This is a genomic window from Paenarthrobacter sp. CAP02 (genome assembly GCF_040137855.1).
In the GTDB taxonomy this organism is placed as follows: Bacteria; Actinomycetota; Actinomycetes; order Actinomycetales; family Micrococcaceae; genus Arthrobacter.
The window spans coordinates 188,471-207,923 of sequence record NZ_JBEEII010000008.1 but is presented as its reverse complement, the minus strand read 5'-3'; the positions used below and the strand labels follow the sequence as shown (position 1 = coordinate 207,923).

The 19,453-nt window shown below is 63.6% G+C and carries 18 protein-coding genes and 3 tRNA genes (1 of these 21 only partly in view); 3 read left to right on the top strand and 18 right to left on the bottom strand.

The genetic code is table 11. The annotated features are described in order from the left end of the window. Window positions 1-16: 16 nt before the first annotated feature. Window positions 17-994: an aldo/keto reductase gene (locus ABHM97_RS15405; RefSeq protein WP_349471384.1), complete on the top strand. Its 978-nt coding sequence runs from the start codon at window positions 17-19 to the stop codon at window positions 992-994. A gap of 164 nt (window positions 995-1,158) precedes the next feature. On the opposite strand, the gene ABHM97_RS15400 is transcribed toward ABHM97_RS15405, so the two are convergent. From ABHM97_RS15400 to ABHM97_RS15360, 9 genes are all read right to left on the bottom strand, one after another. Further along, window positions 1,159-3,303, bottom strand: a complete 2,145-nt coding sequence (locus ABHM97_RS15400; protein WP_349471383.1) for a 3-hydroxyacyl-CoA dehydrogenase NAD-binding domain-containing protein — start codon at window positions 3,301-3,303, stop codon at window positions 1,159-1,161. Further along, window positions 3,300-4,571, bottom strand: a complete 1,272-nt coding sequence (locus ABHM97_RS15395; RefSeq protein WP_349471382.1) for a thiolase family protein — start codon at window positions 4,569-4,571, stop codon at window positions 3,300-3,302. The genes ABHM97_RS15400 and ABHM97_RS15395 overlap by 4 nt, the downstream gene beginning before the upstream one ends. Window positions 4,572-4,750: 179 nt before the next feature. Beyond that, window positions 4,751-6,076 (bottom strand): HRDC domain-containing protein, encoded by a 1,326-nt coding sequence (locus ABHM97_RS15390; protein ID WP_349471381.1) that lies wholly within the window; start codon window positions 6,074-6,076, stop codon window positions 4,751-4,753. Between the two features lie 80 nt (window positions 6,077-6,156). Further along, window positions 6,157-6,813: a DUF3000 domain-containing protein gene (locus ABHM97_RS15385; protein WP_211714097.1), complete on the bottom strand. Its 657-nt coding sequence runs from the start codon at window positions 6,811-6,813 to the stop codon at window positions 6,157-6,159. A 63-nt stretch (window positions 6,814-6,876) separates the two neighbouring features. Next, entirely contained in the window at window positions 6,877-7,989 is a 1,113-nt protein-coding gene (locus ABHM97_RS15380) for a threonine aldolase family protein (protein ID WP_374111504.1), read from the bottom strand. Window positions 7,990-7,999: 10 nt separating this feature from the next. Next, the gene (locus ABHM97_RS15375; RefSeq protein ID WP_349471380.1) at window positions 8,000-8,728 is read right to left on the bottom strand and encodes an SDR family NAD(P)-dependent oxidoreductase; all 729 of its coding nucleotides are present in this window, start codon (window positions 8,726-8,728) and stop codon (window positions 8,000-8,002) included. Then, on the bottom strand, window positions 8,728-10,095 hold the full coding sequence (locus ABHM97_RS15370; RefSeq protein ID WP_257368357.1) for a DUF6421 family protein: 1,368 nt from the start codon (window positions 10,093-10,095) through the stop codon (window positions 8,728-8,730). The genes ABHM97_RS15375 and ABHM97_RS15370 overlap by 1 nt, the downstream gene beginning before the upstream one ends. Window positions 10,096-10,296: 201 nt before the next feature. Continuing rightward, on the bottom strand, window positions 10,297-10,737 hold the full coding sequence (msrB, locus tag ABHM97_RS15365) for a peptide-methionine (R)-S-oxide reductase MsrB (RefSeq protein ID WP_257368355.1): 441 nt from the start codon (window positions 10,735-10,737) through the stop codon (window positions 10,297-10,299). 14 nt (window positions 10,738-10,751) lie between these two features. Beyond that, the gene (locus ABHM97_RS15360; protein WP_235520513.1) at window positions 10,752-11,243 is read right to left on the bottom strand and encodes a hypothetical protein; all 492 of its coding nucleotides are present in this window, start codon (window positions 11,241-11,243) and stop codon (window positions 10,752-10,754) included. 119 nt (window positions 11,244-11,362) lie between these two features. Between ABHM97_RS15360 and ABHM97_RS15355 the strand changes: the two genes are divergently transcribed. Continuing rightward, window positions 11,363-12,649: an alpha/beta hydrolase family protein gene (locus ABHM97_RS15355; protein WP_349471379.1), complete on the top strand. Its 1,287-nt coding sequence runs from the start codon at window positions 11,363-11,365 to the stop codon at window positions 12,647-12,649. A 6-nt stretch (window positions 12,650-12,655) separates the two neighbouring features. Here ABHM97_RS15355 and ybaK read toward each other — a convergent pair whose 3' ends face one another. The 3 genes from ybaK to ABHM97_RS15340 all read right to left on the bottom strand — a co-directional run bounded on the left by ybaK (window position 12,656) and on the right by ABHM97_RS15340 (window position 14,636). Further along, window positions 12,656-13,150 carry a Cys-tRNA(Pro) deacylase gene (ybaK, locus tag ABHM97_RS15350; RefSeq protein WP_349471378.1) on the bottom strand — a complete coding sequence of 165 codons (495 nt, stop codon included), beginning with the start codon at window positions 13,148-13,150 and terminating at the stop codon, window positions 12,656-12,658. An 18-nt stretch (window positions 13,151-13,168) separates the two neighbouring features. Beyond that, on the bottom strand, window positions 13,169-13,636 hold the full coding sequence (locus tag ABHM97_RS15345; protein WP_349471377.1) for a SufE family protein: 468 nt from the start codon (window positions 13,634-13,636) through the stop codon (window positions 13,169-13,171). Window positions 13,637-13,709: 73 nt separating this feature from the next. Continuing rightward, window positions 13,710-14,636, bottom strand: coding sequence for a sulfurtransferase (locus ABHM97_RS15340; protein WP_235520517.1), 927 nt, complete (start codon window positions 14,634-14,636; stop codon window positions 13,710-13,712). A 203-nt stretch (window positions 14,637-14,839) separates the two neighbouring features. Between ABHM97_RS15340 and zapE the strand changes: the two genes are divergently transcribed. Continuing rightward, window positions 14,840-15,880: a cell division protein ZapE gene (gene zapE, locus ABHM97_RS15335; protein ID WP_349471376.1), complete on the top strand. Its 1,041-nt coding sequence runs from the start codon at window positions 14,840-14,842 to the stop codon at window positions 15,878-15,880. Between the two features lies 1 nt (window position 15,881). On the opposite strand, the gene ABHM97_RS15330 is transcribed toward zapE, so the two are convergent. The 6 genes from ABHM97_RS15330 to ABHM97_RS15305 all read right to left on the bottom strand — a co-directional run. Further along, window positions 15,882-17,099, bottom strand: a complete 1,218-nt coding sequence (locus tag ABHM97_RS15330; RefSeq protein WP_349471375.1) for a benzoate/H(+) symporter BenE family transporter — start codon at window positions 17,097-17,099, stop codon at window positions 15,882-15,884. 109 nt (window positions 17,100-17,208) lie between these two features. Next, window positions 17,209-17,439: an antitoxin gene (locus ABHM97_RS15325; protein ID WP_257368346.1), complete on the bottom strand. Its 231-nt coding sequence runs from the start codon at window positions 17,437-17,439 to the stop codon at window positions 17,209-17,211. Window positions 17,440-17,534: 95 nt separating this feature from the next. Beyond that, window positions 17,535-18,989: an amino acid permease gene (locus ABHM97_RS15320; RefSeq protein ID WP_235520521.1), complete on the bottom strand. Its 1,455-nt coding sequence runs from the start codon at window positions 18,987-18,989 to the stop codon at window positions 17,535-17,537. A gap of 177 nt (window positions 18,990-19,166) precedes the next feature. Beyond that, window positions 19,167-19,242, bottom strand: a tRNA-Gly gene (locus ABHM97_RS15315). A 57-nt stretch (window positions 19,243-19,299) separates the two neighbouring features. Then, window positions 19,300-19,374 (bottom strand) — tRNA-Val (locus ABHM97_RS15310). A 25-nt stretch (window positions 19,375-19,399) separates the two neighbouring features. Continuing rightward, a tRNA-Gly gene (locus ABHM97_RS15305) sits at window positions 19,400-19,453 on the bottom strand; it runs 141 nt beyond the window's last position.

Genomic DNA, 19,453 nt, shown 5'->3' with positions numbered 1-19,453 from the left:
GATATAGGCTGAACCCATGACTGAATACCGACGCCTTGGCCATTCCGGATTGACCGTGTCAGTAGTTGGACTGGGCTGTAACAACCTGGGCCGTGCCAACACACCTACGGAGACGCAGGAAGGCACGGACGCGGTCGTCCATGCTGCCCTGGACGCGGGGGTGACGTTCTTCGATGTTGCCGACGTGTACGGCCGTGAGCCCGGACTGAGCGAGACCATGTTGGGCAGGGCTTTGAAGGGCCGCCGCGACGACGTCGTGATCGGCACCAAGTTCGGCATGGACATGGGCGGAGTCAACGGCAACGATTTTGGCGCCCGCGGTTCGCGCCGGTACATCGTGAAGGCCGCCGAGGCATCGCTTCGCCGGCTGGGCACGGATTGGATCGACCTCTACCAGTTCCACACCCCGGACCCCCGGACTCCCATCGACGAAACGTTGGCTGCTTTGGATGACCTGGTTTCCAGCGGCAAGGTCCGTTACATCGGCCATTCCAACTTTGCCGGCTGGCAGATCGCCGAGGCAGAGTATGTTGCCCGCCAGGCCGGCGGAACCCGCTTCATTTCCACGCAGAACCACTACAACCTGCTGGACCGGCGTGCCGAGCTCGAAGTCCTCCCCGCGGCCGGAGCTTTCTCCCTGGGTGTCCTGCCGTACTTCCCGTTGGCCAACGGGCTGCTCACCGGAAAGTACTCGGCGGGGAAGGCACCCGAAGGCTCGCGGCTGAGCCATACACGCACCAACCTGGTCCACGACGCGGACTGGGAGCAGCTGGGTCGCTTCGGCCAGTTCGCCAAGGAGCGGGACATCACCGAACTTCAGCTCGCATTCTCCTGGCTGGCCGCCCAGCCTGGTGTCAGCAGCGTCATCGCCGGGGCCACGCGTCCCGAGCAGATCCGCCAGAACGCCGAAGCCGTACGCTGGGTCCCCACTCAGGAAGACCGGGCAGAACTGGACGACATCTTCCCGAAGGCCCCGAAGGTCGCCCTCTTCTAGCCCTCGCTCACATCCCGCCCGCTATCTTGCATCCCTCGCTCACAAAACAGCCCTAAAAGCAGAACGCTCCCTCACCTTAGTGAGAGAGCGTTCTGTTTTAAGCGGCGGGATGTGAGAGAGCGTTCTGGTCCAAGCCGCGGGAGGGAAGAGAGCCGGGCCGGGGGTTAGGCGGGGGCTGAAGCAACTCCCGGAGCAAGGAATCGCTTGCCGTTGACTCGCTCCGAGGCGCCAACGCGGTCCAGGTAAGGGGTGATCCCGCCCAGGAACATCGGCCAACCTGCGCCCATGATCACGCAGAGGTCAATGTCCTCGGGGCCGGCGACGACGCCTTCTGCCAGCATGAGCCCGATCTCTTCGGCCAAGGCGTCCTGGGTACGTCGCAAGACTTCTTCACCCGTGGACGGGGTGTTTCCGAAGGACATGATGGCGAGGGTCTCGGCTGGGATGGAGGGGGTTCCATCGGGGCCAGTGACCCAGAGGGACTTCACGCCGTTGTCGATGAGCTTCTGCAGGTTCTGCGATACGGGGAATCGGTCGCCGAAGGCGGCATGCAGGGACTCCTGGACGTGCTGGGCCACTGGCAGGCCCACCATGGCGCTCAGGGTGAACGGTGACATGGGCAGGCCCATCGGCCGCAGCGCCGTGTCGGCCACCTCTGCCGGGGTTCCTTCGTCGAACGCTGCGATGACCTCGCCCATGAGGCGCAGGAGGATCCGGTTCACCACGAAAGCGGCGGCATCCTTGACCAGGACAGCGGTCTTCTTCAGTCCCTTGGCGAGTTCGAAAGCAGTGGCCAGGACGGCGTCGTCGGTCTTGGGCGCCCGCACGATCTCCAGGAGCGGCATCACGGCCACGGGGTTGAAGAAGTGGAAGCCCACCAGGCGCTCAGGGTGTTTCAGGTCTTCGGCCATGGCGGTCACGGACAGAGAAGACGTGTTCGTGGCGAGGATGCACTCGGGGGAGACGATCTCCTCTACCTCGGCGAAGACCTGCTTCTTGATGTGGAGTTCTTCGAAGACGGCTTCAATGACGAAGTCGGCGTCGGCGAAGGCTTCCTTGGAAACGGAGCCGGTCACCAGTGCCTTGGTCCTGTTGGCGGCGTCGGGCTTGATGCGCTTCTTGGCCAGCATCTTGTCGACCTCGGCGTGGACGTACGCCACGCCCTTGTCCACGCGGGCCTGGTCGATGTCGGTCATCACTACGGGCACCTTGAGCTGCCGGGCGAACAGCAATGCGAGTTGGCTGGCCATCAGTCCGGCGCCGACCACGCCGATCTTGGTTACAGGACGGGCGAGCTTACGGTCAGGGGCACCGGCAGGACGCTTGGAGCGCTTCTGCACCAGATCCAGGAACGCGTACACCGTGGAACGGAACTCGTCGGTCTGCATGAGTCCGGCGAGTGTCTCACATTCGAGTGCGGCGGACTCGGCCTGCGTCATGGTGCGGTTGGCTTCCATGACGTCCAGGACCTTGGCCGGCGCGGGGGAGGCATTGGAGGTCTTCGCCTCGACGAAGGCACGTCCTGCTGCGACCGACGCCGCCCACCGGGTGGCAACGCTTTCTTCGGTGGCGTCCACCGAGTTCTTCCGCTCAGGCGTGACCTCGCCGGAGATAACGCGCGCCGCCCATGCCAGCGACTGTTCAACGAAGTCGGCAGGTTCGAAGATCGCGTCGGCAACTCCGAGCTCGAAGGCCTGAGGTCCTGTGAGCGTCTTATTGTTGCTCAGGGGGTTCTCGATCATCACCTTGACGGCGTTCTCCGGACCGATGAGGCGCGGGAGGATGTACACGCCGCCCCAGCCGGGGACCAGTCCGATGAAGGCCTCAGGAAGGGCAAGGGCGCCAGCGCCGGTGGAGACTGTGCGGTAGGTGGACTGCAGTGCGATCTCGAGCCCGCCGCCCAAGGCGAGGCCGTTGATGAAGGCGAAGCTGGGAACGCCGAGGTCGGCGAGGGTGGCGTAGACGGTGTGGCCGAGCTGGGCCATCCATAGTCCGTGCTCGCGCTCCTTCAGCGTCTTCACAGCTGAAAGGTCCGCACCTGCCACCAGGAAGTATGGCTTGCCGGTTACGCCCACGCCCACGATTTCGCCCTTGGATGCCCGATCCTTGAGGCCGTCCAGGACGCCGCCGAGCTTAACCAGTGTGTTGGGACCCAAAGTGGTGGGCTTGGAGTGGTCCAACCCGTTGTCCAAGGTGATCAGGGCGAAAGTTCCTACACCGCCCGGGAGGTCGATGTCCTGGACGTAGGAATGCGTGACGACTTCGTCGGGGAAGAGGGCGGCGAGCTTCTGGAATTCGGCGGCGCTCATGCTGCGGCTCCTTCGGTGGTGGCAGTGGTGGCCTGGTCGGTGGCAAAAGATTCGTAATCGGCGTGGTGCGGGTTTTCCCAAATCACGGTGGCACCCATGCCCAGTCCGATGCACATGGTGGTGATGCCGTAGCGGACCGACGGGTCTTCCTCGAACTGGCGTGCGAGCTGGTTCATTAACCGAACGCCCGAGGAAGCCAGCGGGTGGCCGACGGCGATCGCGCCACCGTAGCGGTTGACCCGGGGATCGTCGTCGGCAATGCCGAAGTGGTCAAGGAAACTCAGGACCTGGACGGCGAACGCTTCGTTGATTTCGAACAATCCGATGTCTTCGATGCCGAGGCCGGCGTTCCGGAGTGCTTTCTCCGTTGCGGGAACCGGGCCGATGCCCATGACTTCAGGCTCGACGCCGGCAAAGGCGTAGGAGACGAGGCGCATCTTGACCGGGAGCCCCAGTTCTTCGGCAGCATCGGCCGAGGCGAGCACCGCGGCCGTGGCGCCGTCGTTGAGCCCTGCGGCGTTGCCTGCGGTGACGCGCCCATGCGCGCGGAATGGTGTGCGGAGCCCTGCAAGGTCCTCAACCGTGGTCCCGGGGCGCGGGGGCTCGTCGGTGGTGTGGAGGGCCCAGCCCTGTCCGGGTTTCATGGTCGCGACGGGTACCAGGTCGTGCTGGATTTGGCCGTTGGAGTAGGCGGCTGCGAGCTTCGCCTGGGATCCGGCGGCGTAGGCGTCGGTGCGCTCCTTGGTAATGGCGGGGAAGCGGTCGTGCAGGTTCTCGGCAGTGTTTCCCATGTTCAGGGCCGCCGGGTCCACGAGGCGTTCGGACATGAACCGCGGATTGGGGTCTGCCCCAGCCCCCATGGGGTGGTTTCCCATGTGTTCTACGCCGCCTGCGATGACGACGTCGTAGGCACCGAAGCCGATGCCACTCGCCGTCGTCGTGACTGCTGTCATGGCTCCCGCGCACATGCGGTCGATCGCAAAACCGGGAACTGTGCGGGGGAGTCCGGCCAGCAGGGCGGCAGTGCGGCCGATGGTAAGTCCCTGGTCCCCGGTCTGGGTGGTTGCCGCTATGGCGACCTCGTCCACACGGTCGGCGGGCAGTGACGGATTGCGCCGCATCAGTTCACGGATGCATTTCACCACGAGGTCATCGGCGCGGGTTCCTGCATAGATGCCCTTTTCCCCGGCCTTGCCGAAGGGGGTACGGACTCCGTCGACGAAAACGACGTCGCGGATGTTCCTCTGGGCGCTGCGTGCTGGACTCATGTATTAACTCCTCGTTGAGACATGGCGCCGGAGCCCGCACTGCGGACATCCGGTTGGCATTGATGGCAATGTTACTCGTGGGTAACTTAGCTTGCAAGGCTGCTCGAAGCCCGGTGCGGGAAAACGAAAAGCCCGCCACCCGAACCGTGGTTCGGGTGGCGGGCCTTTCAGCGGCATGTTCAGCTGGCTTCCTTGGGTTTTGATTCCTTGGCTGGAAGCGGATCCGGATTCAGGCACGCGGCGGTAAGGATCGGGGCCGTCAAGGAGATTTGCCACTCCCGCGCGCCAAGTGTCCGCAACTCAGAGGAGACCGATTCGAGTGAAACGTCCGCCGGTGGACGCCAGGTGATCCGGCGCAGGTAGTCGGGGGTCAGGAGGTTCTCGACAGGAAGATTGAGTTCCTCTGCCAGGGCCTGCAGCGCGGGCCGCGCGGTAGCCAAGCGTGCGGCCGCCTCGGGATCCCGGTCTACCCAAACCCTGGGGGGCGGGGGCGCGTTGGTGGGCAGGTGCAGGGGAGGGAGGTCCGTGAGGGTCCTGGCGGTGGTGATGCACCGCAGCCAGCGGGGTGCCTCGCGTTGGGCGGACCTGCCGTGGAATCCCTTGGTGGCAAGCAGTTGGGGGACTGTGGTGGGCATCGCTTTGGCGGCGGCCACGAGGGCGGAGTCCGGGATCAGCCGGCCGGGTGCGACGTCGCGCTTGCGGGCCAGCTGGTCGCGTTCCTGCCAGAGTTCACGGACTGCGGCCAGTTGGCGGCGGTCGCGGATCTGGTGAAGGCCGGAGGTCTTGCGCCAAGGGTCGACCCGCGGCGGGGAAATGCCTGCAGCGAGGATCCCGGCGAATTCCTGTTCGGCGTACTCGAGCTTGCCGTCCGCTTCGAGGAGTTCGATCAGTTCTTCGCGGAGTTCGGCGAGGACCTCGACGTCCAGGGCGGCGTATCGCAGCCACGGTTCGGGCAAGGGGCGGGTGGACCAGTCAGCAGCGGAGTGCTCCTTGGCGAGGCCGAACCCGAGGAGCTGCTCGATCACTGCGGCGAGCCCGACGCGGGGGAGGCCTGCCAGGCGGGCAGCCAGCTCTGTGTCAAAAAGTTTGTCAGGCCACATGCCCAGTTCCGACAGGCAGGGCAGGTCCTGGGTAGCAGCGTGCAGGATCCATTCGACGCCCCGGAGGGCGTCGTTGATGATCGCCAGATCGTCAAAGGGCTCGGGGTCGATCAGCCAGGTACCGGCGCCTTCACGCCGGATCTGGACAAGGAAGGCGCGCTGGCCGTAGCGGAAGCCTGAGGCGCGCTCCGCGTCCACTCCTGCCGGCCCAGTACCCGCGGCGATTGCAGCGGCGCACCGCTCCAATCCCGCAGGGGTGTCGATGACCAGGGGCACGCCTTCGCGCGGGGTGTCAAGATCAATGATTTCGGGGACGTGGCTGTCGAAGCCGTCGACCTTGATGTGGGTGGTGGTTTCAGCAGCCGGATCGCCGGCTGTGGTGTTTTCCGGATTTTCAGGGGTCATGGTGGCTTAAGCTTACCGATTCCCGTCACAACGGTATGCTTCGCGGGCGCCCGTGGGGCGGCCAGTGGAATGTTCCGGGGTCAATTGAGCCTCCTGTTGGGTAGTCCGGTAACCCCCGGGGGAAGGGGCGGCAGTCCGGCGAAGGTGCAGACCATGTCGGACCAGGCTTCCAGATGGGCCTGGACGTCGGCGCTGGCCGGCGTCCAGGAGGCGCGGAGTTCGATGTCGATGGTGTCCGGCCGTTCTGCCAAGGTGCCAAAGCTCTCGGAAAGAATCCTGGTGGCCGTGCCTCCGGCTGCACGATGGGGAGCCGCATGGTTCTCGAGCGCATCCACCAGCCACGTCCACGCTACGGAGCCCAGCATGGCATCATTGCCCATTTCGGCGTCCATTTGGGCCCGGATGTATGTGACAATGCGGAACTCGCCCTCCCACACTGCGGATCCGTCGGGGTCGTGCAGGAGGATGAAGCGGCCCGTGGCGAGCTCGTCGTCGTCGTCCGTGGACGGACTGTTGGCGTGGCTTTGGGCGAAGGCTTTGGCGGCTGGCCCGTGGACTGGAACCTGCCGGGTGGCTGCGGTGGGACTGAACACTTCCGCGCCCAAGGCCACGGCATAGGGCGCCAGCCGGGCCGGGGCAGGGATCTCCTCAAGCCGCAATTCGCTGCGGCATTGTGCTTTGCGTAGCGTTCCCAGGGCGAAGAGAAAATCCGCGGGAACCTGTGCGAGGGCGTTCACCCTCGCAGATTATGCGTCCGGGGCGGCGATTCTGTGCAGGCTCGCCGCCCCGAAGCGCAAGGGTTACTTGGACCCAAGCTCGCGCCGGATCCCTTCAACGAAGGCATCGATGTCCTCTGGCGTGGTGTCGAAGGAGCACATCCACCGGACTTCGCGCCGGGCGGCGTCCCAGTCATAAAACGCGAATGACTTCCGAAGCCGGTCGGCTACGCCCTCGGGGAGGATGGCGAAGACCCCGTTGGACTGCGTCGCCTGGGTAGGTTCAACGCCGTCGATCTCTTCCACGGCGGCGCGGAGGCGGGCCGCCATGGCATTGGCGTGTTCAGCGGAGCGCAGCCAGAGTCCATCTTCGAGCAAGGCGATGAACTGGGCGGAGATGAACCGCATCTTGGACGCAAGCTGCATGTTCATCTTGCGCAGGAACTTCAGGCCGTCCGCTGCCTCGGGGTTCAATGCCACCACGACCTCACCGAAGAGCAGCCCGTTCTTGGTGCCACCAAAGGAGAGGATGTCCACGCCGGCGTCGCGGGTGAATGCGCGCAGGGGCACCCCAAGGTGAGCCGCTGCGTTGGCCAGCCGGGCTCCATCCATATGCAATTTCATGCCCTTGGAGTGGGCGTGGTCGGCAATGGCGCGTACTTCCTCGGGCGTGTAGCAGGTACCCAGCTCAGTGGTTTGGGTGATGGAGACGACCAGGGGCTGGGCGCGGTGCTCATCGCCCCAACCCCATGCTTCGCGGTCAATCAGCTCAGGAGTGAGCTTGCCGTCGTCCGTAGGCACCTGAAGGAGCTTGATTCCACCGATGCGCTCCGGCGCCCCATTCTCATCCATGTTGATGTGCGCGGTGGATGCACAGATAACAGCGCCCCACCGTGGGAGCAGGGACTGCAGGGACAGGACGTTGGCGCCCGTGCCGTTGAAGACGGGGAAGCTCTCGATACCAGGCCCGAACTGCTGCTCCAGGACCTCCTGGAGCCTGGCCGTGTACACGTCCTCGCCGTAGGAAACCTGGTGTCCGCCATTGGCGGCGGCCAAGGCAGCAAGAATTTCGGGGTGCACGCCGGAATAGTTATCCGATGCAAATCCACGGACCGCCGGATCGTGCAGTTGTACCGGCCCGGCCGTGCCGGGCGCGCTGAGGATTGCCTCTGTTGTGCTTGTCACTGGTTCGTTCACGCTTTCAAGTCTATTTGGCCAGCAGGATGCGCTGGCCGTTCAGTTCGCTGGCAGCTTGTTCAAAAAGGCCGACGGCGGCAGCAGCCAGGTCTTCGACGTCCGTGTACCCGGGGAATCGCCGTTCGGGATGCGCCTCCCGCATGCCGGCGTCGACGAGGGCTTTCACCACGAAGACCACCGCGGCGCTGTGTTGCTCGGTGGGAGCGTCCTTGTTGCCCGACTGTTCGCGGCGGAAACCATCGGCCACCGCCAGGGTCCAGGCTTCCGCTGCAGCTTTCGCGGCAGCGTAGCTGGCGGCTGCAGCGGTAGGTGCCGAGGCGCTTGTGGATGACACCATTGCAAGCCGTCCGTGCGCAGATGCTTCGAGCTGGCCGTAGAAAACCCTGGAGACGTTGCGCAGGGTCGTGACGGCATTGCGTTCCATCGTGTCCCAGTCGTCGTCGCTTTGATCCTCGATACCCTTTGCGCCGCGCCAACCGCCGACGAGGTGGATCACTCCGTCGACGCCCCCAATGCGCAGCTTTTCGATATCGGAGTTCAGTTCGCGAACCGCCTCAAGGCTGGCGAGGTCGCACACCAAGGGGGTGACGTCCTGGCCTGTTTCTGCCGCTGCGGCCTTGATACGGGCTTCATCCGAACCCACCGTGATGACACGGTGCCCTGCTGCAGCCAGCGCACGGGCGGCGGCAACGCCTGAAGCGCTGCTGCCGCCCGTCACCAGGATGGTCAATGCGGTCATCAGGCCGCCGTCGAACCGGTGATGCCGGTGGTGGATTCGATCACGGGGCGCATCTTCTTCTCCAGAGCTTCGTAGAACATGGACAGCGGGAATTCATCGTCCAGGACCTGGTCCGTGAGGCCACGCGGCGGGCCATCCAGGGGAAGTGCGTCCGGGCCCTTCGCCCAAACGGACGCCGGGTGCGGGGTCACGGTGCTCGAAATGAGCTCGTAAGCGGCCAGCCAGTGCGCTGCCTTGGGACGGTCAATGGAACGCCAGTATAGTTCCTCGATCTGTGCGCCAAGCTCCACCACGACGGCGGCTGCTTCGTCCCAGTCAATGCTGAGCTTGCTGTCCGTCCAATGCAGGACACGGTGCTGGTGCATCCAGGCAAACAGGAGCTGGCCGCCGAGTCCGTCGTAATTGCGTACACGGCTGCCGGTGATGGCGAAACGGAAGATCCGGTCGAAAATCACGGCGTACTGGACAAGCTTTGCGTGCTTGCGGGCATCGGGATCGGCGGTCTCGTCCTTTTCGATGCGGACGGATTCCCGGAAGGCGGTGAGGTCGCAGCGCAGTTCCTCGAGCGAGTAGAGGAAGAAGGGCATCCGCTGCTTGATCATGAACGGGTCGAAGGGCAGGTCGCCGCGCATGTGCGTGCGGTCGTGGATCAGGTCCCACATCACGAATGTCCGCTGGGTGAGCTCCTGGTCGGAGATCAGCTGGGCTGCGTCAGCCGGCAGTTCCAGGGACGTGGTCTCGGCAGCAGCTTTGAGCACGCGGCGGAAGCGGGCGGCCTCGCGGTCGGCGAAAATGGCCCCCCATGTGAAGGTCGGCGTCTCGCGGACGGCGACGGTCTCGGGGAAGAGGACCGCCGAGTTGGTGTCGTAGCCCGGGGTGAAGTCCACGAAGCGGATGGGGACGAAGAGCTTGTTCGAGTAGTCGCCTGCTTCCAGGCCACCAATGAACTCCGGCCAAATGACCTCGATCAGGACTGCTTCGACCAGCCGGTTGGTGCTGCCGTTCTGCGTGTACATGGGGAAGACCACCAGGTGCTGCAGGCCGTCAACGCGCTGCTCCTGCGGCTGGAAGGCCTGGAGTGAGTCCAGGAAATCCGGTACGCCGAAGCCTTCGGCTGCCCACCGGCCGAAGTCTTCGACCAGCAGTTGGAGGTATCGGGCGTCATGGGGAAAGTGTGGGGCCAGTGCGGTGATGGCCTCGGAGATCGTGGCTACGAGACGGCCGGCTTCGCCGTGGGCTGCAGGATCGGCAATGGAGCCGTCCTGTTCCTGGTGCGCCTGCAGGGCGGTGGCCGCAGCCTTGAGTGAAGTCCACTCGGCGTTGTCGGCGGTGACACGCGGGAGGGTGGGGGTGGCGGTAATCGTCATGGAACTCGGCCCTTTCGAAGTAGTAATTGCTTCTGGGCCGAGCGTAGCAAGCGAAAAGTATTGCTAATTCAAAAATGTGCTGAGCGTAAGAAACTCTTGGTCATGGCATCAGTGAAAGGCATTTGAGATCAAGGACACAACAGTTGAAACCGGCCAGTGAAGTTCCGGACGGACCGCCGCGGCGATCCGTCCGGAGCCCGGTCAGCTCTCTTCCGGATTTACCAGGCGGAGCGAGATGGAGTTGATGCAGAAGCGCTGGTCCGTAGGGGTGTCGTAACCCTCGCCATCGAAAACGTGCCCCAAATGGGAATCGCACGTGGCGCAACGTACTTCCACCCGGTCCATCCCCATGGTCCGATCATGGAGATACCGGACAGTGCCCTCAGCCAACGGGGCCCAGAAGGACGGCCAGCCACAGTGGGAATCGAACTTTTCCTTGCTGGTAAACAACTGGCTGCCACACGCCCGGCACTGATAGACGCCTTCGGTATGCGTATCCCAGTACTCGCCGGTGTAGGGGCGTTCGGTACCCGCCTGCCGCAGGACCCGGAATTCCTCCGGCGTCAACTCCTCACGCCACTGGGCGTCGGTCTTCTCCACGGCCGCAGATGATGTCTTGCTGGTGTTCTCAGGAGTGTTCATGTCTTCTCCAACGCTCACGAGTCGCCGATAAATCCCGAACCTGCGTACAGGTGCAATACGGGGAGGCCCAGCTGATCCTGTGCTTTGTTGGCCCAATCCGTGTGGAAGGTGTCCGCAATGGCATGCGGCCGCGTCACGACAACGGCCTGGGCAGCGTTCACCGAACGCACCTTCGACACCAAGCCGGCCACGGCATCGCCGTCGACTACCTCCCCGGCCACGCCACCGCCCAAGCCGGCCAAAGCCGCCAGAGAGGCCGCTAATGTCTCCGAAGCCTCCGCCCGCTCCACCTCGGGGTCAGGCGACTGCGCAGTGAGGTCGCGGAACGCCTTGGCGATATCAAGCAACGAGAGGTTCTCCAGGAAGTCCACCAGGAGATGCCGTTCGGTATTGGAAGGGACCAACACGACCAATGGCGAGTCACCGCCGTCGAGCAGTTTGGAAATATTTACACGGTCTTCGGGGCCAAGGGGCTCTTCCGTCAGGATGACTATGGGATCGCTCATGGCTACAGCGTAGTCCCGGGCAACCTGACCCGCAGGCTTTCGGCGCCCAACATCCCGAACAGGACGCCGCGCGGTCCTTGCCTGCACTGGACGGTGCCCTGAAAGGCAACAATGGAACCATGGCATCGACATCCCGGTCAGCGAGCGACGCTGCAGAGAAGAAACTGTCCCCCCGCACCAAATGGGCCATTGGCGGCTTCCTGGCAGGCGGGACCGTTGCTGGCTTGCTGGGGGCCGGCTCCTCGGCGCTCGCCGTCTACTTTGCCCGTCGAGTCATTACCCCCGCAGCCCGTCACGAAGACCAGGAAGTCCTGGCCGTCATCCGCGGTGACGACGGGCCCCAAGTCATCCTTGCGGCCACCCCGGACAGCATCATCGACGGCACCTACAGCCTCTTCTTTTCGGGGGGTGCAGGGCACGCGAGGATTGGGCGGATCGTCTCGTATTCGCCCGCCGAACAGACCGTGCTGCGGGAAGTCGAGGATGTCTACAGCGGCAACCTTTCCGAAGCCCGCCGGGCCTGGTGGAGCGGTGCTACCTATCCGGACCCGGCTGCCATGGGCCTCAAGGCCGAAAATGTGGACATAGAGGTCGACGGCGGCAAGGCGCCTGCGTGGTTGATCCGCGCCGAAGCCTCGGCGCCGGCACCGGTCTGGGCCATCATGGTCCACGGCAGGGGTGCCACCCGCATTGAAGGGCTCCGTGCGGTGCCCGTTGCACGGGAGCTTGGCATGGACAGCCTGTTGATTTCCTACCGAAATGACGGGCTTGCTCCTTCGGCTCTGGACGGACGGTATGGCCTGGGATCCACGGAATGGCGCGACGTGGAGGCCGCCATCGACTACGCCCTGGAGAACGGCGCTCGTGAAATCGTGTTGTTCGGCTGGTCCATGGGCGGTGCCATCAGCCTGCAAACCGCGGATCTGTCCAAGCATCGCCTGGCTATCCGGGCGATGGTGCTGGATGCCCCGGTCATCAATTGGGTTAATGTGATGGCCCACCATGCCGAGATGAACAGGATCCCCTACACCGTGGGACGTTACGGCCAGATGATGTTGACCCACCCCCTGGGCCGCCGGCTCACCGGACTGGCTGCCCCGGTGGACCTGAAAGCGATGGACTGGGAGGCACGCGCCGTTGAGCTGCGCACGCCCACCCTGCTCATCCACAGCGTCGACGACGACTACGTTCCGTTCGGGCCATCAGCCAGCCTTGCCGAGAAGAACCCGGAAATGGTCACCTTCGAGCCTTTTGACGGTGCCAGGCACACCAAGGAGTGGAACGTTGATCCCGAACGCTGGGAGCGGCTGGTCCGGTCCTGGCTGCGACGGCAACTGGCACCCCGGAACAACCCCGGCCGGAGCGGTTCAACAGGGCACGGCACCGGGTCAGGGCCGGTCGGCTGAACGAGGCTACTTGCCCGTGCCGATCGGCGCGGTATTGGCCTTGGTCAAGCTGACAAGGTCAGCGGGTGAAAGCTCGATGTCCAAACCCCTTCGGCCCCCTGAAACCAGGATGGTCTCGAAAGCCAAGGCTGAGTCGTCAAGGACAGTGGGGGAGGGCTGGCGCTGCCCCAACGGCGAAATGCCGCCGAGAACGTAGCCTGTGCGGCGTTCGGCCGCTTTGGGGTCCGCCATTGCTGCCTTCTTGGAGCCCAGCGAGGCGGCTACGGACTTCAGGTCAAGGTTTCCGGACACCGGGACAATGGCGACCGCCAAACGCCCCTCGACCTCCACCATGAGTGTTTTGAAGACACGTGCGGGATCGATCCCCAGGACTTCGGCCGCTTCCAGTCCATAACTGGAGGCGGACGGATCATGCGCGTACGGGTGCAGGACAAAAGGAACGCCGGCCGCAGCAAGCGCTGCAGTGGCCGGCGTCCCCTGTGAAGCCATTTTCTTGGCCATACCGTGTGAGGGTGCCTTTCAGTGTTCCAGGCGGTGCGCCGCCGAGACCTTCCGCTTGATCCGGCCGAGCATGGCAGTCATTCCGCGCATACGCAGGGGCGTGATGGCCCGCGTCAACCCGAGAAGCTCCGGCATGTCATCCGGAACCGCCAGGATCTCCTCGGCCGTCAGTCCGTCCAGGCCTTCATGGAGCACGCCGGCGAAGCCGCGCGTTGTGGGTGCTTCCTGCGGAGCCTTGAAGAACAACCGGTAGGCGCGGGGGCCGCCAGGGTTTTCCCCATTCTTCTCCGACTCAATGGTCAGGAACAAGGGGGACTGGCACTCGACTACCTGCTCCAGCAGCTCCGGGTGGTCCTTCAGGCGCTCAGGAAGCTCCGGCAAACCCCTGGAGAACTCAAGGAGCAGCTGCAGGCGGTCAGGCTCCGTCAGGGCCTGGAAGTCATCGACGATTTCCGCCAACGCGGCGGGCAAGGTATGGATACTCATCACTTCCAGCTTACGCACAACAACGGCAAATGCATCGTGCCGGCCGGAACACTACGGGGGCCATGGGACGCCGCTAGTTGCGTACCAGTGCCGCTGGAACCGAACCGCGTTCGGAGCCTTTGGCGATGGGGACACGGACGGCGTTGCCCCACTCTGTCCAGGAGCCGTCATAGTTGCGGACGGTGTCGAAGCCCAGGAGGTATTTCAGGGCGAACCAGGTGTGGCTGGACCGCTCGCCGATGCGGCAGTAGGCCACGACGTCGTCACCGGGTTCAAGGCCGGCCTCGCCAAGGTAAAGTGCTTCGAGCTCTTCGCGGCTACGGTAGGTGCCGTCTTCGGCTGCTGCACGTGCCCAGGGAATCGAAGCGGCAGTAGGAATGTGGCCGCCGCGCAGGGCTCCCTCTTCCGGGTAGGCCGGCATGTGGGTGCGCTGACCGGTGTATTCCTCGGGGGAGCGCACATCGATCAGCGGGTTGCCCAGGTGCGCCAGGACGTCTTCCTTGAAGGCGCGGATGGGAGCATCGTTGCGTTCGACTTCGGGGTACTCGCCTGGGGCCGGCTGCGATGCATCGGTGGTCAGCTCGCGGCCCTCCGCGATCCACTTGTCACGGCCGCCGTCGAGGAGGCGGACGTCGCTGTGGCCGAAAAGGGTGAAGACCCACAGCGCGTAGGCGGCCCACCAGTTGGACTTGTCACCGTAAATGACAACGGTGCTGTCGCGGGAGATGCCCTTGGACGCGGCGAGGGCGGCGAAAGCGGCACCGTCTACGTAGTCGCGTGTGACTTCATCATTCAGGTCTGTGTGCCAGTCGATCTTCACCGCGCCCGGGATGTGTCCGGTTTCGTACAGCAGGACGTCTTCATCAGACTCCACGACTACCAGTTTGCCGTCGGCGATGGCGCCATCGGCAAGTGCTGCCGCAAGCCACTCAGTGGAGACGAGGCGTTCAGGGTTCGCATAGGCGGCGAACTTTTCATTCTGTTCAACGGGGTAGGACATTTGATGGCCTTTCACTGACAACGGACGGAGCCGGGCCTTGGTTCATCAGGTGGCCGCCCGGCCTTTCCAACACTAACCACGGCCCGGTGCGATTGCTTCCCCAGCGGTCACATGGTGAAACATGGCTTTGGTCACGTGGCCGTTCTGCCGTTCCTTATGCCGGTATTCTTGCTGGGGACCCACAACCGAAGGAACGGATCACAGTGGTACAGATCGAACAACTGGCTGCCCGCACACCGGCAGTCTCCGTGGAGGAACTCCTCAAGGGTTTCTACCCCTCTCCGCGATTCGGAGAGGTATCGTTCGACAGCTACCGGCCGGACCCTTCGCAGCCGAGCCAAGCCAACGCCGTGAAACTGCTGTCCGCCTTTGCCGATGGCGTGGGCTCGGACGATAGTGGTGGGCTTTTCAAGAAGTTGTTCGCCAAAAAGGCCCCTGCCACCAGGGCGGGCATCTACCTTGACGGCGGATTCGGTGTTGGCAAAACACACCTCTTGGCGTCGCTGTGGCACCGCTCACCGGGGCCTAAGGCTTTCGGAACCTTTGTGGAGTACACCAACCTTGTTGGCGCTCTTTCGTTCCGCAAGACCGTGGAAGCGCTGAGCAGCTACAAACTGGTCTGCATCGACGAATTCGAACTCGACGATCCAGGCGACACCGTTTTGATGTCGCGCCTCATGCGCGAACTGGCCGACGCCGGGGTCAAGCTCGCCGCGACGTCGAACACCTTGCCCGGTTCCCTGGGTGAAGGCCGTTTTGCCGCCGTCGACTTCCAGCGCGAGATCCAGGTGCTCGCCGACCAGTTCGACGTCGTCAGGATCGACGGCGAGGACTTCCGCCACCGTGGCCTTCCTGCGGCACCTGCTCCCCTGAAGACCGAAGAGCTGAAGCATCGCATGCGTGCCGAATTCGACAGCAAGACAGTGGCTGTCGACGATTTCCGCACCCTGGTCAACCACCTGGCCGCGGTCCACCCGAGCCGGTACCGCCAGTTGCTTTCCGGGGTGGAGGCAGTGGTGTGGAGCGATGTCGAAACCATCACTGAGCAGGCCGTTGCACTGAGGTTCGTAGTGCTCGCGGACCGTCTCTACGACAAGGATGTTCCAATTCTCGCCAGCGGAGTCCCGTTCGATCAGCTCTTTACGGAAGAGATGATGACCGGCGGTTACATGAAGAAGTACTTCCGGGCGGTCTCCAGGCTCACGGCGCTGGCCCGTGAGGCACAAAACCACGAACCTGCCTGAGTCAGTCCTTCGGAAGTCGTGTCCGGCTCTTCAGCATCCACCGCACCAGGATGCCACCGGCCAGTGCCCAGAACGCGGCGCCCACTCCAGCGAAGCTCAAGCCTGACGCTGCGAGCAGGAACGTGATGCACGCCGGTATGCGTTCTTCCGCTGCGGCCAGTGCCGAAGAAATCGACGAGGCAAGCGTGCCCAGGAGCGCAAGCCCTGCCACCGCTTCAAGCAGTCCGGGCGGGGCCGCTGCCACGATGGTGACGAGTGCGGCAGAACCAGCTGCCAAAGCCAGGTAGGCCAGTCCCGAGACAAAGGCCGCGATCCAGCGCCGGTCGTGGTCCTTTCCGGCTTCCTCGCCGGCTGCCAGTGCCGCGCTGAGGGCTGCCAGGTTGATGGCATGGCCACCGAAAGGGGCTCCAACAACGGTTCCGGCCCCCGTCACCAACATGGACGGCCGCCACGGCGTGGTGTAGCCGAACGATTTCAGGACGGCCACCCCTGGGATGTTCTGTGAGGCCATGGTCACGATGAAGAGTGGCAGGGCCAGCCCCACGGCAGCTTCCACGGTGAACGCGGGCGTTGTCCACTCAAGCCGGGGGAGGAGGCCCTCAGCGGGGATGTTGGCACCGCTGGAGGCGATGTGGATGCCGATGACGGCCAAGGCCACCAGCAGCGACCCTGGAACAGACCAGCGGGGTGCAAATTTCATCAGGACGATCCAGCACAGGAGCACCGGGGCGACCAGCAGTGGCGCCGAGCCCAGGGACTTGAAAGGGGCCAGGCAGAGGGGAAGCAGAACGCCGGCCAGCATGGCCTGTGCCAGAGCCGTGGGGATCTTTGCCATGATCCTGCCAAGGACAGGGAGCAATCCGGTCAGGAGGATCAGCACCCCCACCAGCAGGAACGCTCCCACGGCTGCCGGCCAGCCGCCGTCGACCATCCCAGCGGAGGCGAGAAGCGCTGCTCCGGGCGTGGACCAGGCCAGGGTGACCGGCATTTTGGACCGCCAGGAGAGCCACAGGATACCGAGCCCGAAAGTCAGTGTCAGCGCCAGCAGGCCACTGGACGCTTGCCCCTGGTTGGCGCCGACGGCTTTCAACCCTGCCAGGACGACGGCAAATGATGAGGTGAAACCAACCAGTGCCGTGACAATTCCTGCGGTCACCGGCGGTCCCAAGGCCTCCTTGCGGACATGGCGTTCAGTGGTCGTCGGGGAAGGGGAAGGCATAGGCACAAAAATACCCGACCATCGGAGTTGTTAAACGCCAAGGGCACCGGTGGCGCCTCTCGGCGGGACCGGTGCCCCCTTGACGTATCTGGTACGGCGGCTCAGGCAGCTACGGCTGCTTCGGCTCATCCGCGACGGGAGCCTGTGGTTCGCCGTCATTTTTAGCCACGAAGTCGGAAGCGGCATTCTGGACCGAATCGACCTGACCGGCGAACTTGCCGCCTGTCTTCTCGTCGATGAAGTCCCCGGCTTTCTCGATGCCATTCTTGATGGCTTCCTCGTTGCCTTGAATGAGACCCTGAGCCTTGCCCTTCAGGTCGTCAATTAAACCCACGGGCACCTCCCTTCCTTCGCGGAGCCAGTTCGCTCCTCCGCGTCCGACCCTAACACCAGTTGACAGAGGTGCCAAGGCTTCAACGCAGGCCTGTGGACAAACTACGCCGAGGGCGTAGTTACCGTCTTGTGGCGGGGGCTGTCCGGGTTCATGAGTGAGTGCTTACGGCCGTAGGAGAAGTAGATCACCAGGCCGATGACCAGCCACACCCCGAACCGAACCCAGGTTTCCCAGTGGAGCTGGAACATCAGGAAGGCCGAAGCCAGGACGCCGAATGCCGGGACGAGGGGCATCAGCGGCAGACGGAACGTACGGGGTGCATTCGGCTTGGTGTAGCGGAACACGATCACCGAAACGCAGACCACCACGAAGGCGGCGAGGATACCGATGTTGGTGAGGTCGGCGACTTCCTTGATGGGGAAGACGCCGGCCAGGAATGCCGAGGCGATGCCGGCAATCCAGGTAACACGCTGGGGAGTGCCGTTCCGGTCGGTCTTGGCGAACCATCCGGGCAGCAGTCCGTCGCGGCTCATGGAGAACCACACGCGGGTGACGCCCAGGAGGAAGGTCAGCATCACGGTCAGGATGGACAGGACAGCGAACACCGAGATGATGGTTGCGATGACCGGAAGTCCCACGCCGGTGAAGGCGGAGGCAAACCCGGCCGTGGGGTTGATGTCCTTGTAGTTCTGCATGCCCGTGAGGACCAGGGTTGCGGCTACGTAGAGCAGCATGGCGATGATCAGGGACAGGATGATGGCCTTCGGCATGTGCTTCTTGCCGTCTTTGGCCTCCTCAGCGGCGGTACTCATGGCGTCGTAGCCGAACACCGCGAAGAAGACGGTCGCGGCGCCCGCAACGACAGGTCCGAAGCCACTGGGCATGAACGGGTTGTAGTTCTCGGTGTTCACGTAGAAGATGCCCAGGCCGATGATGAACAGGATCAGGATCACCTTGATGGCGACCGCCACGAGCTCGAACCTGCCGAAGGCCTTGGTTCCCCGGCTCAGGATCCAGGTGACGAGGAGGCAGACGAGGATGGCTGGCAGGTTGATGATTCCGCCCTTGCCTTCATCTGCGGTGGAAGTCATCCATGTGGGCATGTGGATTCCGATGCCCGAAAGGAAGGCGTCGAAGTAGCCGGAGATGCCGATCGCCACAACGGCCACAATGGCAATGTATTCAAGCAAAAGATCCCAGCCAATGAACCAGCCGATGATCTCCCCGAGGGCTACATACCCGTATGTGTAGGCCGAGCCTGCGCGGGGAATCATGCCGGCGAACTCTGCGTAGGAGAGCGCTGCCGCTCCCGAGGCCAGCCCGGCGATCAGGAAGGAAAAGAGGACGGCAGGACCGACACCCGGGTTTCCCTCGCTGCCGTGGGCCACCAGGCCCGCCAGGGAGAAAATCCCGACGCCGATAATTCCGCCGACGCCGATGGCAGTCAGTTGCCAGAGGCCAAGACTTTTAAAAAGTCCGCTGTGCTTGCTTTCTTCTTCGATGTCGTCAATGGGCTTGCGCCTCAGGACGGACTTGGATGCCGTCAGTTGGTTCATGGGGGTACTCCTGCCGGTTGGCGTGGAACGGTGATGAGCTCGCAGTACATTATGCGAGCCCAATCACATTAGATAAAGCGACTTCTTCTGAGGTGTATCGGTTACTTCAAATAATGAATGGGAATTCAACGAAAAATGGGCACAAAAAAAGCAGCTCCGAAGAGCTGCTTCTTTATGTGGAGCGGACGACGAGATTCGAACTCGCGACATCCACCTTGGCAAGGTGGTGCTCTACCAGCTGAGCTACGTCCGCACATGTTGCCTGCCAAGCTGACGCCTGGCTTTCAACAACAAACAAGTTGCCTTGTTCTGGTGGGCGATACTGGGATCGAACCAGTGACCTCTTCCGTGTCAGGGAAGCGCGCTACCGCTGCGCCAATCGCCCGTTACCGGGTCCTTCATCGAAGGAGAGCGGACGACGAGATTCGAACTCGCGACATCCACCTTGGCAAGGTGGTGCTCTA